Annotated in this window: 15 protein-coding genes and 1 pseudogene; 8 read left to right on the forward strand and 8 right to left on the reverse strand. The window is 55.7% G+C overall.

All coding sequences use genetic code 11. The features are described 5' to 3' along the window. Nucleotides 1-35: 35 nt before the first annotated feature. Together BN1800_RS43015 and BN1800_RS33595 are read right to left on the reverse strand one after the other, a co-directional pair. Nucleotides 36-340: pseudogene (locus tag BN1800_RS43015) on the reverse strand (hypothetical protein). Nucleotides 341-429: 89 nt separating this feature from the next. Next, nucleotides 430-831: a hypothetical protein gene (locus tag BN1800_RS33595; RefSeq protein WP_179213966.1), complete on the reverse strand. Its 402-nt coding sequence runs from the start codon at nt 829-831 to the stop codon at nt 430-432. A gap of 209 nt (nt 832-1,040) precedes the next feature. Between BN1800_RS33595 and BN1800_RS40815 the strand changes: the two genes are divergently transcribed. Both BN1800_RS40815 and BN1800_RS33605 read left to right on the forward strand, forming a co-directional pair. Then, on the forward strand, nt 1,041-1,460 hold the full coding sequence (locus tag BN1800_RS40815; RefSeq protein WP_143534207.1) for a hypothetical protein: 420 nt from the start codon (nt 1,041-1,043) through the stop codon (nt 1,458-1,460). Nucleotides 1,461-1,609: 149 nt separating this feature from the next. Continuing rightward, nucleotides 1,610-2,050, forward strand: coding sequence for a YqaA family protein (locus BN1800_RS33605; RefSeq protein ID WP_087004269.1), 441 nt, complete (start codon nt 1,610-1,612; stop codon nt 2,048-2,050). 1 nt (nt 2,051) lies between these two features. On the opposite strand, the gene BN1800_RS33610 is transcribed toward BN1800_RS33605, so the two are convergent. Then, a complete protein-coding gene (locus BN1800_RS33610) occupies nt 2,052-2,546 on the reverse strand; it encodes a cytochrome b (protein ID WP_087004329.1) in 495 nt (164 codons plus the stop codon). A gap of 530 nt (nt 2,547-3,076) precedes the next feature. Here BN1800_RS33610 and copM point away from each other — a divergent pair. From copM to BN1800_RS33630, 3 genes are all read left to right on the forward strand, one after another. Then, entirely contained in the window at nt 3,077-3,514 is a 438-nt protein-coding gene (gene copM / locus BN1800_RS33620) for a CopM family metallochaperone (protein ID WP_425299089.1), read from the forward strand. Between the two features lie 10 nt (nt 3,515-3,524). Further along, entirely contained in the window at nt 3,525-3,857 is a 333-nt protein-coding gene (locus BN1800_RS43020; protein ID WP_087004277.1) for a four-helix bundle copper-binding protein, read from the forward strand. Between the two features lie 101 nt (nt 3,858-3,958). After that, on the forward strand, nt 3,959-4,507 hold the full coding sequence (locus tag BN1800_RS33630) for a cytochrome c (RefSeq protein ID WP_087004280.1): 549 nt from the start codon (nt 3,959-3,961) through the stop codon (nt 4,505-4,507). A gap of 226 nt (nt 4,508-4,733) precedes the next feature. Here BN1800_RS33630 and BN1800_RS33635 read toward each other — a convergent pair whose 3' ends face one another. After that, entirely contained in the window at nt 4,734-5,816 is a 1,083-nt protein-coding gene (locus BN1800_RS33635) for an acyltransferase family protein (RefSeq protein WP_244564750.1), read from the reverse strand. A gap of 401 nt (nt 5,817-6,217) precedes the next feature. Between BN1800_RS33635 and BN1800_RS33640 the strand changes: the two genes are divergently transcribed. Further along, a complete protein-coding gene (locus BN1800_RS33640; protein WP_087004285.1) occupies nt 6,218-6,754 on the forward strand; it encodes a c-type cytochrome in 537 nt (178 codons plus the stop codon). Between the two features lie 91 nt (nt 6,755-6,845). On the opposite strand, the gene cueR is transcribed toward BN1800_RS33640, so the two are convergent. Continuing rightward, nucleotides 6,846-7,313: a Cu(I)-responsive transcriptional regulator gene (gene cueR, locus BN1800_RS33645; RefSeq protein ID WP_087004288.1), complete on the reverse strand. Its 468-nt coding sequence runs from the start codon at nt 7,311-7,313 to the stop codon at nt 6,846-6,848. A 56-nt stretch (nt 7,314-7,369) separates the two neighbouring features. Then, nucleotides 7,370-9,850, reverse strand: coding sequence for a heavy metal translocating P-type ATPase (locus tag BN1800_RS33650; RefSeq protein ID WP_087004291.1), 2,481 nt, complete (start codon nt 9,848-9,850; stop codon nt 7,370-7,372). Nucleotides 9,851-10,010: 160 nt separating this feature from the next. Here BN1800_RS33650 and BN1800_RS33655 point away from each other — a divergent pair, with 160 nt between their 5' ends. Continuing rightward, a complete protein-coding gene (locus BN1800_RS33655; RefSeq protein WP_087004332.1) occupies nt 10,011-10,673 on the forward strand; it encodes an adenylate/guanylate cyclase domain-containing protein in 663 nt (220 codons plus the stop codon). Nucleotides 10,674-10,721: 48 nt separating this feature from the next. Here BN1800_RS33655 and BN1800_RS33660 read toward each other — a convergent pair whose 3' ends face one another. Further along, on the reverse strand, nt 10,722-10,925 hold the full coding sequence (locus BN1800_RS33660) for a heavy-metal-associated domain-containing protein (protein WP_087004294.1): 204 nt from the start codon (nt 10,923-10,925) through the stop codon (nt 10,722-10,724). Between the two features lie 55 nt (nt 10,926-10,980). Continuing rightward, complete coding sequence (locus BN1800_RS33665; RefSeq protein ID WP_244564751.1) at nt 10,981-11,535, reverse strand: Crp/Fnr family transcriptional regulator; 555 nt, start codon at nt 11,533-11,535, stop codon at nt 10,981-10,983. 66 nt (nt 11,536-11,601) lie between these two features. Here BN1800_RS33665 and BN1800_RS33670 point away from each other — a divergent pair, with 66 nt between their 5' ends. After that, a complete protein-coding gene (locus BN1800_RS33670; protein WP_087004300.1) occupies nt 11,602-12,123 on the forward strand; it encodes a Spy/CpxP family protein refolding chaperone in 522 nt (173 codons plus the stop codon). The last annotated feature ends 533 nt before the right edge of the window (nt 12,124-12,656 follow it).

Here is a 12,656-nt window from a genome sequence, read left to right on the forward strand (position 1 = left end):
AAGGGTCGCGACGGCAGCAAGTTTCCTGATCGTGATCATGACGCATCTCCGGTCTTCGGAGCCTGCTGCTCATTCTGCTGACGCCAGGGTTTGGGATCGACCGGTTGACGGGAAACATAGCCGGAAATGGGCGAGTGATATCGAACCGGACGCACAGAATACGTCTGTTCAACNCGACCGGTTGACGGGAAACATAGCCGGAAATGGGCGAGTGATATCGAACCGGACGCACAGAATACGTCTGTTCAACGTCCGTCGATGCAATGACATCGGGAGGTAATGTGGATGCGCAGCCACCTATGATAAGGGCCAGCCCCACCACCAATATGGAAGGTCTCATTTTTGAAAATCCGAATAATAGACTTCGAGCGGCAGACCCGGTGATACCGGGAATGCCCTGCGGACCCGGCAATGCGGGTTAGTCTCTATTCAGATATTCGGGGGACGGTGCAGGGGCGGCAGCTCGCCAAAGGTTTGCTGATCGTCGATGAACTGCCGGATGGACGTCTCGACGGGTCCGCCGACGTCGGGGCCTTCACAAATCATGCCAAGCCCGCCGCAGAAATCGCTGCAGCATTCCTGCTTGACCAATTTGGTGCCGTCTTTGTCACCAGCAGCATGATCGCGTGAGTGACCGTGGGGAGACATTTGCTTCATGTCACGATCGCCGTTCTGCATGGCTTGCGAAGCGGCTTGCTCGAACTCAGGAAATGGCGTGCCGTGCATGGCCGCGTTCGCATTGGACAAGCTGTAGCCTGCCAGCGATACGACGATCGCCAGCCGCACAATCAAGAGCAGTTTGCTCATTGCGATTCGGTACATTCTGCCCATGCTCCATCGACTACTATCAAAGCAGTCGATTTTCAATTGCGACGAATAGCTGCCAACGATTCGCGTCGTTTCTGTGGCGCGAACAGCACTCGTTCGTCTGGTAAGCATTCCTACCATTGGAAGGTCGAGCGTTGTCGTGCGAAGTATCCAGGGTCGAAACCAGCGTAGCTGCCATAATTCAATCTCATTTAGTCAGCAGCTGAGTTTTGATGAAAACCTTTCTGTCTGTTTGCTTGATATCGTCGTCTTCCGCGATCCCAGCCTTTGCTGATCACGGGTATGATGAGGCTTATCGCGGCTATGTAGGAGCTGCCTATCGCCACTTGGCGACTGTCTACAACTGTCGAGCATTGATTGGACGTTCTCGGTATAATAACGCCCGTGTTGCAGCGGAGAACAGTCTGAGGCTCAGTGGCATGCCGACAGATATCGCGCTCCGCTCAGTGGAAAAAATGCTGGAAAAGATTCGAAGGGATGAGAAAACAAAGTCGCATCTCTCCTTTGCCCAATGCGCAACGAAAGCTGCGATGACACATGCGGAGTTGCAGGCGAGGGAAAGGAAATTACAATCTGAGCGCCAATTCAAGAATTGGGTTGCGGATAAGGATCTTCCGTCAGAAGCGCCCTGAGGTTGGTCGTAATCACCCTGTTCATCTCTGAAGCTGACTCATTACAAATACGAGCCGGTCCTTTCTGCGGGAGCCGCCAAGCTGAAATGAAGTTCAGAAATTTTTCTAGCAGCTTCTTCTGGTCTGTCCTCGAAGGCTGAACGCCCATATTGATCGATATCTCCACCTATCTGGGACTGTTTTTCGCGGCATTGGGCGCGGCGTCGGTATTGCCGATGCAGTCGGAGCCAGTCCTTGTCGGGTTAATTTTAACTGGCAAGTTTCCTTGGCCTGCGCTTTTGGTCGTCGCCAGCGTCGGGAATACTTTAGGTAGCATTTTGAACTGGTTCCTCGGGCGAGGGATCGAGCAATTTCGGGATCGACGTTGGTTCCCGGTGAGTGAAAAGGCTCTTGAACGGTCGTCGCGTTGGTATCGACGGTATGGAAAATGGTCGCTGCTACTGTCATGGATGCCGCTCTTTGGAGACGCCCTGACAGTCGTAGCAGGCGTATTGCGCGAACCGCTTCTGACATTCACAATCTTGGTATTCATCGCGAAAACGGGGCGCTACTTGGTTCTGGTTTTCGCCACTCTGAAATTGATGGCGTAATTCAAGAGGTCGTGCGTCTGGGAATGATCATCCGGTCGACCGTTTCGTCGCGCCAAACAAAAGTGTGCCAGGCAGCTGCAGCAATATGCAGTGCCAGCAGCCCGAGAATAACGCGCGAGCCCAGAACATGGAATGAACCGATCCCGAACCAGAAATAGCTTGCAACGAACCCCATAGCTGCTTGAGCGATAACCGCTGCATAGAATGCAAAATGCATCGCTTGTGCAAGTCGATCCACCGGACCCCTCGCGGATATTTTCAAAGCTCCTCGGTGAAATATGCGAAGCGTGAGCCGCGCAACCATGAGCGCCCCGATAGCGATCCCCGCATAGTTGTGGATCTGATGCTGGATCACGTCCCAAGGGTCTGGGGACAGGCCCATGTGAACCGCGTGATGCGTCCGCTCGATGCTTCCGCCCGTCCAATACTGGATGGGTACCAGCACGGCCACAGCCCAATGGAGCACAATCTGCGAAAGTGAGTAGCGCGGCGTCATATCAATCCCCCAACGCCACCAGTCGTACCGCACGTCCATTGAACTTCGGTTAAGGGTAAAGCGGTTGTCTTCTCGCACGGCTGGCCCAATTCAGAGGGTAACGGAACATCTTTCTACCGCGAGAGTTCTCCGGCGGAAGGGAATCTCGACGTATGGTCAGCTGGAGTAAGATCTGCCGTCTAGTCGTCGTGCTGCTGGTGGCGTTGACCTTGGTTAACATTCCGGGCCGCCTCGCCAATGCCGGCGATGAAGGCTGCATTTCTCTGCGTGTGCCTGCGGGTCACTCGCAAAGTCATCAGCTGGATCGTCTCCCGGGATTGTGCTGTGTGAGCATGCACTGCTGCCCGATCATGCCCACACTTCCAACCGCCGCGCAGCCACTTTCGGAGCCGCTCGTCGTTCGCCCATCGGTTGCCACCTCCAGTCCGCTTCTCCTGATCAGGCCGATTGACCCACCGCCGAAGGCTACCGGCGTCTGAAGGTCTTCAAGCATCAAACGATCTCAAAAGGAGAATCCAATGAACGTTTTCATGAAAACTTCGATCGCCATGATCGGCGCAACTGCTCTGCTGTCGCTGACTCCACTTGCCGCATCGGCCCAGGAAATGGCCTATCCCGAAAAGTGCAAGACTGAAGGAATGGACATGTCGAAGATGGGCATGTCCATGGGTGGGGATACGAAGACGGGCGACATGCCCAAGGGCGAGATGACCGACTATCAGAAGGCATCGATGGACGGAATGAAGTCCATGCACATGAACATGATGCAGGGAATGATGAAGAAGGACGCCGACGTGTCCTTCGTCTGTGGCATGATTGCTCATCACATGGGAGCGATCAGCATGTCTGAGGTCGAGCTGAAGTACGGCGACAACAAGGAAGCCAAGGCTATGGCCCGAAAGGTCATCGATGCTCAGAAGAATGAGATTGCCCAGATGACCAAGTGGGTCAACAAGGAATCCAAGTAGGAGATCGATCATGCATCACCAATCAGCTGAGATGAAACAATGTATCGACAACTGCCTCGCCTGTTATCAGGAATGCCTCTCGACGGCCATGTCGCACTGCCTGGAGATGGGCGGAGAGCACACGAAGCCAGAGCACTTCCGGCTCATGATGGCCTGCGCTGAAATCTGCCGGACATCGGCGCACTTCATGCTGATCGGCACAGAGCACCACAAGCATACCTGCCGGGAATGCGCAGAAATCTGCCGCGAGTGTGCGGTCGACTGCGAACGCGTCGGGGACATGGAAAGCTGCGTTGATGCATGCCGTCGTTGTGCGGAAAGCTGCGAGAAAATGGCAGCTTAAATGCTGCGATCAGAGGAGGTGGCTACCGCCTCCTCTTGCAAATCATAATATTATCAAATCGCATATCGCGCATCTATTCTCTGGGCGAACCGGTGATCCTTATGAGATTGTTACAGGCGCGTCTTTTTCTCCTCCTCGTCATTGGATTGGGCTCTTTAGCCGACGCAAGCTTTTCCGGAAGTGACCTGGTCCCGTTGCGAAAGCAGGATATGAAAGACATCTCCGCGGCGGCTAAGGCGATCTCTGACATGTTTCTCGATCCGACCACTTATGACGCAAAAGCGCTTAGTAGCGCTGCCCAGACGATCAGCGCCAAGTCTGGACAGACCATCATCGAGCACTTCAGTTTCGAAATTCCGGCGGCGGGGTCCGACGCCAAAGCAAATATCCTTGAGGATAGGAATCGCTTCGCCCGACTTGCCGACGATCTCAAGGCGTACGCCGATGCATTGGGAGCGGCGGCGCAGAAAAATCCGGGCGAGATGACCAACGACATGCGGATGAAGCCTGGAAAGCCGATGAGCGGCGGCCCTTTCGGCACGGACGTCTCGGCTGAGATGCTTGGCTCGATCCCTGCAGAACACTTATTCCACCTGATGCTCCAAACGTGCAAAGCATGTCATGCTCGATTTCGGGAGAAACATCAGTAGACCTGTCGAAGGTTCGCTCTGCTGAGGGCGTGTAGGGGGTGCTCGCACTTCGGTTGCAGTAGGGATTCGTTGGTGGATTTGCTGTGATCCGAGTTGATAAGAATTATGCCAAACGCGACAGGAGCGACGATCTACCGCTGGCCCAATTTGGAGCTGTTGCAAAAACTCTTCGCGAAAATCTGACTCTTGCCAGCTTCGAGTTGTAATCGAAGCTGGCAAGTCTAAGTCATTTGCTCGGTGAGAGAATGCGATCCCGAAGCCGGAGAAAGCTCCTCTCCACACAGAACCACAGCACAAATGCTACGGCGAAGCTGGTGACCAGATAGACGACGAAGCCGGAACCGCCCTGGAGGTTCGCTTCTCCAAAGATGAGCCTGTCGACATGGAAGGCCGACTTGTGGGTCAGATACAGGCTGTATGACAAGGTGGCGACGACCATGGCACCAGGAACCGGCCATCGTTTCAAAACATGCTCCAGGTCGAGCAGAGCGCCGAGAATGAGAGCGATACCGATTGAAATGAGCGGGAATCCAGCAACCGAACCAAGCTGCGCCTGAAAGACGAGAAAGAGATCTGTTCCGGCAAGCGGCCCTCGAATCGAAAACAGCACAAGAGCGGCCGCGACGAGGCCGACGCCTATCGGCAGGGCCACACGCGGAGGCGCGTAACGCTTGCAGAGTTCCGGTTTAAAAAATCTCGCCGCAGCAAGGATCACACCGAACATCAGGCCATCTAGGCGGGTGTATGTCGGGTAGTAGACATCCCTGAGATAGACGGCGAAAGCATCTCTCAGCTTGTCCGCGTCAACGAGGGCTCCGATCTGGCTTTCCCAGATTGTGTACCGAAGGATCATTCCCGCAATCACCATTGCCGCAGCGGTGACAAGCGTCCAGCGCATGCTGATCCGGCGGTGCAACATCAACACGAGTAGCGGCAAGACCAGATAAAAATGCTCCTCGACGCAAAGTGACCAAGCCTGTGTAAAGGCCCGACCTATGCGCGGGTCGAAGTCGAAGTTCACAGTGAAGGTCGCAAAGCTCCAGATCGATTGCATCGTCGGGGCGTCCCGGAGAATAGGGAAAATTGCGTAAAGGCCGAGAACAGCGAAAAACGCTGGAAAAATACGGAAGGCGCGGCGGAGATAGAAGGACTTCAAATCCACGTCTCCCGTCCGCGAGACCTCTTTGAAGAGTTGAGTTCCGATCAGAAAACCGCTCAAAACAAAGAAAATATCGACGCCCACCCATGCATAGGTACGGACACCGACGAGCATCGGCGGTGTCGCCTCGATAGGAAGGTGCACGAGCATAACGAGAAGGATCGCCAATGATCGAAGAACATCGGGACCAAACGCCCTGGATTGCACCTTCTCTATGGTTTGAGATAAGAGACTTCGCGCTGACGGAAGATGTGCTGAATCTGCATTAGCAATAGTATTCATTGCGACGATCCGTGACTGTCTCTGAAAGATTGGGACACGCCAAAGGGAGGTGTTGTTGCAACCTAAACTTTCTTTTTTCAGGCCGAAACAAGCAGATTTGGATCGATAAAATTAACCTAAATTTTTCGTAAATTTCGATGTGTGAAGATACATTTGATTTACATTTTAGTTAGGTGATGGTCACTTTTCCCTCCCTTCGGGCTTTTGAATCCACAGCAGGAACCTGCTGAGACACGACTGGGTGGTGGAAACCGAATGACGAGTTTGAAATGAAGCCAGGCGTTTTATTCTATGCGATTACCTATTGCTTTGCGCTTGCGTCGGCGGTCGTTGCTGCTGGCGATATCGTTGCGCTGAGGCAATCCGATATGAAAGCGATTGCCACCGCCACGAAGACCATCGCCGGAATGTTTAAGGAACCAGCGACATACTCTCCAGCCGAGTTCAAGTGGGCCGCCGACACCATTCGCGACAAATCCGGAGAGGTACTGGTCGGCCATTTTGCAGCCGAAGCCGCCAATCCAAAGTCGAAGGCAAAACCAAATATCGTCGAAGAGCGCGAGCGGTTTGATCGTCTAGCGAACGATCTGAATTCATACGCGACCGCACTAGACGCAGCCGCCGACAGAAATCCTGCAGCGATGACAGAGAGCATGCGCATGAAACCGGGGGAGCCGATGGGCGGCGGACCGCTCGGAACACATGTCAAGAACGAGGCGCAGTTGTCCTCCATACCGGCCGAGCACGCCTTTCATCTGATGCTGCAGACCTGTACGACCTGCCATTCGCGATTCAGGATGGAGTGACGGCAACGGCAGCCGACCTAACCTTTCATACAGCGCAACAACGGCGAGCCACATTAGATGTTCTGACGACAACCTTTAATATGGAACGTCGTCAGGGCGAGGACTGCTCTGTCCTGAAGCCGTTCACTCCAAAACGAGCATTGATGCCAGGCAGATCATCATCTTTTTGGCCTGAGTTCGCGAACTCCTCGATGATTGGGCAGTCTGGCCGGTTATCTCCATGGCAATGATTTGCAAGATGTTTAAGCGTTTCAGTCATCGCTTGGATCGCGGCAGCCTTACGCTCCAGTTCAGCAATGTGCTCAAGAGCGATGCTCTTTACATCTGCGCTCGCGCGTGACCGGTCTCGCCACAGCGCGAGCAAGGTTTTCATCTGTTCAACCGAAAACCCGAGATCGCGTGCTCGACGAATGAAGCGGAGCGTGTGAATGTCGTTCTCAGCGTAGGTCCGGTAACTCGATTCCGTACGATGGGGGGGCGTGATAAGCTTGATCTGCTCGTAATAGCGGATCATCTTCGCCGAGACGCCGCTGGCTTTCGCTGCTTGTCCGATGTTCATCTTATTTTCCTTCATGCGAGGGAGCTGCACCGGGAATCCGCGATGCAGCTCTGCTATCAGTTGGCTTGGTAACGACGCAAACGAAGCGCGTTGCCCAAGACGAAGACGCTAGACATTGCCATTGCGCCTGCCGCGAATACCGGCGAAAGCAAGGTGCCATTTACGGGATACAGGACACCTGCTGCGACCGGCACCAGGCTGACGTTGTAGGCGAAGGCCCAGAACAGGTTCTGCTTGATGTTCTTGATCGTTGCCCGGCTGAGTGCAATGGCGCGAGCCACAGCTCTCAGATCGCCTGATATCAGTACGACATCCGCACTTTCGATGGCTATGTCGGTGCCGGTACCGACCGCCAGGCCGACGTCAGCTTCAGACAGGGCCGGGGCATCGTTGATGCCATCGCCGATGAACGCAACCTTCTGGCCGTTTTTGCGAAGCTGTTTAACGGCCTCGACTTTGCCGTCCGGAAGAACCTCCGCGAAAACCTGATCAATACCCAACTGCGCGGCAATTGCGTCTGCCGTGCGACGATTGTCGCCGGTAATCATCACAATCTTCAAGCCTTGGGCGTGTAGTGCTTGGATTGCGGCTGGCGTCGTTTCCTTTATCGGATCGGACACCGCAATGATGGCTGCCAGCTGTCCGTCGACCGCTGTGTAAAGGGGCGACTTTCCTTCCCGACCAAGATCGCTCGCGAGGTTGGCGAAGGCTGTGACTTCAATGCCTTCGCGGGCCAGCGCTCGGTCAGCACCGACGAGAATTTTACGCCCGGCAACGATACCGCGCACGCCGAAGCCCGGCGATGCCTCGAAACCAGATACTTCCAGGTTCGGCAGCCCACCAGCCTTTCCTGCTGCAACAATAGCTTCCGCAACAGGATGCTCGGAGAGGGTTTCAAGGCTGGCAACCCAAGAGAGCACATCATCACGGCCATAGCCGGGCAACACCTGGAATTCGGTGAGTTCGGGCTTGCCCTTGGTCAGTGTACCCGTCTTATCGACTGCGATGATCTGTGTATCCCGAAGACCCTGTAAGGCTTCGCCCTTGCGGAACAGGATTCCCAGTTCGGCCGCGCGCCCGGTACCGACCATGATCGAGGTTGGCGTCGCGAGGCCCATGGCGCAGGGGCAGGCAATGATCAGGACCGCGACCGCATTGACCAGCGCAAAGCTCAAAGCCGGTGACGGGCCAAATACCATCCAAGCGCCGAACGTCAGGAGAGCTGCGGCGATCACAGCAGGCACAAACCAGCCGGTGACCTTGTCAACCAGCGCCTGGATTGGCAGTTTAGAGCCCTGCGCGGCTTCGACCATCTTGATGATCTGCGCGAGCAGGGTGTCGCTTCCGACTTTCATCGCCCGGAACGTGAATGAACCCGTCTTGTTGATCGTGCCGCCGACCACTTCGCAATCGGCTGTCTTCAAGACTGGTATCGGTTCCCCGGTGATCATGGCCTCGTCGACGTAGGATTCACCTGACACCACGGTGCCGTCCACAGGCACTTTTTCGCCCGGACGAATTCGAATAACGTCGCCGACCACCACGTCGCTGATCTGTATTTCTACGAATTCACCGCCATGATCGACAAAGGCAGTCTTGGCCTGAAGGCCGAGCAACCTCTTGATTGCCTGGCTGGTTTTGCCTTTCGCCCGAGCCTCAAGGTACCGACCCAGGAGGATCAGCGTGATGATGACAGCCGCTGCCTCATAATAGACATTAGCGGTACCAGCGGGCAGGGCGCTCGGAAGAAACGTGGCGACTACCGAATAGGCCCACGCCGCCGTTGTCCCGAGAACCACGAGCGAGTTCATATCAGGTGTCCAACGCAGGAGGTTTGGTACACCCTTGCGGAAGAAACGAAGCCCCGGGCCAAACAATACGAGGGTTGCCAGCCCGAACTGGGCATACAGGCTCTCACGCATTCCGACTGTATCCATAATGTATTCATGGATCGCGGGAATGAAGTGCGACCCCATTTCCGCGATGAACAACGGCAGCGTTAAAGCGGCGGCGAGAAGTAGCTGTGTGCCGAGCGACCGAATTTCAACGTCGCGCCTGTATTCTTGATCCTCGGGGGCAACATTGACGATGGCCTTGGCCTCGTAACCCGCATTGCGGATGGTGGCGGAGAGAGCCGCTGAGGTCGTTGCGCCTGAGACATAATGGATTGTCGCCTTCTCCGTCGCAAGATTGACGTTGGCTTCCGTAACGCCTGGAGCCGCCTTGAGAGCACGCTCGACGCGCGACACGCAAGACGCGCAGGTCATACCCTCGACGAGAAACTCCTGCGTTACGATCTTTGCTTCATAACCAGCATCCGCGATGGCCCGCACGACGGAAGCGGTATCGACCGCATCCTTGAAAGTTACCGTTGCTCGCTCTGTCGCAAGGTTAACTGACGCGGCATTGACGCCGGGAACAGATTTGATGGCTTTCTCGACCCGGACGACGCACGACGCACAGGACATTCCTTCGATCCCGAACTCCGTCGGGATGGGCAGCGCGGTCGATTTTTCGATTTGTGATACGGCAGTCATGGGACGATCCCTCATTGAACTGCATACATAAGTAATCCTTCCCATGATGGGAAGGTCAAGGGCTCTTGTTGGAGATGAGTTCCAGAAGTTGCTTAGGAAGCAAACGCAAGCGAGAATGCGGCACTGCGAGGGATCAAATCGTTGGGTCATGGAGAGCGATGTGAGGCAGCGAGAGAATCTGGAGAAAGCACCGGCCACCGTTGCGTTCATAGATATTGCGGGATTCAGCGCTATTGCGGACGTTTACGGAGATGCTGCCGCGCTTGACGTGCTTGAGGTATTCGAGAGCATGGTCCGCGACGCCCTCAGTGGCTATGAGCCTCCGATCAAATGGATCGGCGATGAGGCAATGCTCTCGTTTCCTGAGCCCGATACAGCGATCCAGGTGCTCGGAATGCTGTTGCAGGCATGCCGCAAAGAATCGCGGCTACCGCTCACTCGGGCGGGGCTGAACCATGGGCCGGTCATCCGCAGAGCAGGCGATCTCTTTGGATCGACCGTCAACATTGCAGCACGAGTCGCCGCGCTCGCATCACCCGGTCAATTGCTTGCCACTCAACCCATCGCCGAGGCGGCTGTCACCAGAGGCATCCTGGTGCGAGACCTCGGAATGGTGGCGCTTAGATCGGTAGCCGGGGAAGTCCCTCTTTATGAGATCGAGCTTGCTCCGTCGGCTGACCCGGCCTGGATCGATCCCGTGTGTAAGATGCATGCACCATATTCAGCCTTTAGGCGGGCCGCTCCGCAGGGGCCGTGGTTTTGTTCGCCGCGTTGTGAAGAGGCATATCGACGGTCGCCGCAGACCTATGAGTTGCCCCGGTGACAGTAAACCGATGGGACACCTGTTTAACTTGGCGGCCCGCTACGGAACTCAAATGTGCTTGAAGCTGGACGGATAGCCCACTTTTTCGATGGCAGCGTTGATGGCCGCCGGTTCGAGCTTGCTCTGCACTCTGGCAGTCCTGGCCGTAAGATCGATGGTAGCGGACGCTTCCGGGTCGGCTGCTTTGATTGCTTTTTCGACTGTGCTCGCGCAATGGCCACAGGTCATATTCTGAATTTCGAACTCGTACATGGTCGTCTCCGTAATTTGCGATCATTCACATGTGGGGCTTCCGATCATGGGAAGGTCAAGAAGTCTTGTGCGAAAAAGATTTGCCGCGCTTTGCCAGTTCTCGATAAAGTGCTTCTGCCGACACTCCGATCTCATCGGCGAGGTTTTTCCATTCGCCTTTTGATGGCAGCAACCCGTCATTCCATGCAAGCCACGCGTTTAAGCGAGCTGCAACGGTTTTGAGGCTCGCGATCTCAGCACGCTTTCGTGCCTGTTGCAGCTGATACGACAGATAGGAGGCCCAGGTTCCTGCGAATGCGTGATCTCTCCGCAGGAGCCGCCGGACTGAGTTGACGGGAACGATCAGCGCCGCCGAGTTCGTTACAGCGACGGCATCGCAATGATACCGGGACGAGAACACTGAAGCTTCTGCGAGGACCATACCGGGCAGGGCCCGCTGAAGCACGGCGACGTTCCCATCGGCTTGGTGTCGGACAAGATGGATTGTACCGGCCTGCATCAGATACAGCCGTGTGATCGCGTCACCTTGATTGAAGATGTGCTGTCCGGCAGCAAAGGTTGCTTTGCCTGTCGAGAGTTCCATAAAATGGTCGAGGAAGAGATCGGACATGATAACTATCATGTCTCACGGAGCGAAAGCGGGCAAGAGTGGAGGGCGTCCACCTGAGGAACCCTCATGAATGTTGTTTCGACTATCGCCGTCGTTCTTCTTTCCAATGCCGCCTTCGCGACTGAACAGCACCAGCACCCCACGATGTCACCATACACCGAAGAGACTGGACGCCAGATCAAATCGCTTTCCGAAGCTGACATCGACGAATTGATGCGTGGGGGCGGTTGGGGCCTTGCGAAACCTGCGGAGCTGAACGGGTATCCTGGCCCATCGCACCTGCTTGCGATGAAAAATGAAATCGGGCTTACGCAAGAGCAGGTTCATCGCGTCCAGTCCATATTCGCCGACATGCAACGTCGCGCGATACAGGAAGGGCAGAGGTTCGTGGCGGCCGAGCGCGAGCTTGATGCCGTCTTCCAGGACAGGTCGGTTGCGGAAAGCCAACTACCGGCCCTGATCGATAAAGCTGAGGAAAGCCGCTCACGCCTGCGAATGATTCATCTTTCAGCGCACTTGGAGGTAAAAGCGATCCTGACGCCAGAGCAGATTGCTAAATACAATGAGCTTCGCGGATATCGAGAATAGCACAAATTTTCGTGAGCCCGCTTTCTTCGGCCAAGGTGGCATGCGAGTATAGGCAGATGAAGTTCGCCGCTGCCATTCAACGCCTGCTTTGCGTCCTTGCAATGCTCGGGGTCATTCTTGGTCCCGTGAGTATGGGCGTGGCGGGAACCGCGATGGCCTCGCCAGCACCTGCCGCGATGGCAGGCATGGACATGCAGATGGCGTCTGCGGACACCGCTTCCACGACCGAGGAGATGCCTTGCTGTCCGGACGAGAAGCAGCCACCGATTGACTGCTCGAAGAATTGCCCGTTGGCGCTCATCTGCGCGTCCATGCTTCTTGTGCAAGCCTCAGACGCCGCCAGCCTATCGGTGTCTTATTCGGGAGCGCCGTCTTTCGCGGTCGGTCATGACGCAAGTTTGGCATCCGCCCTGGTGGAGCCTCCGGCACGACCGCCACGCGTCTAGTTTTCATCCTCTTTTGACCGTCGCTGCTTGCGTGAGCGCGAGTGCGGCTACCTGTTTCCTGGCGAGGCCGTGGCCCGCCTATAGAGA

Origin of the sequence: Rhizobium sullae, from assembly GCF_900169785.1 — a bacterium.
GTDB classification, from domain to species: Bacteria; Pseudomonadota; Alphaproteobacteria; order Rhizobiales; family Rhizobiaceae; genus Rhizobium; species Rhizobium sullae.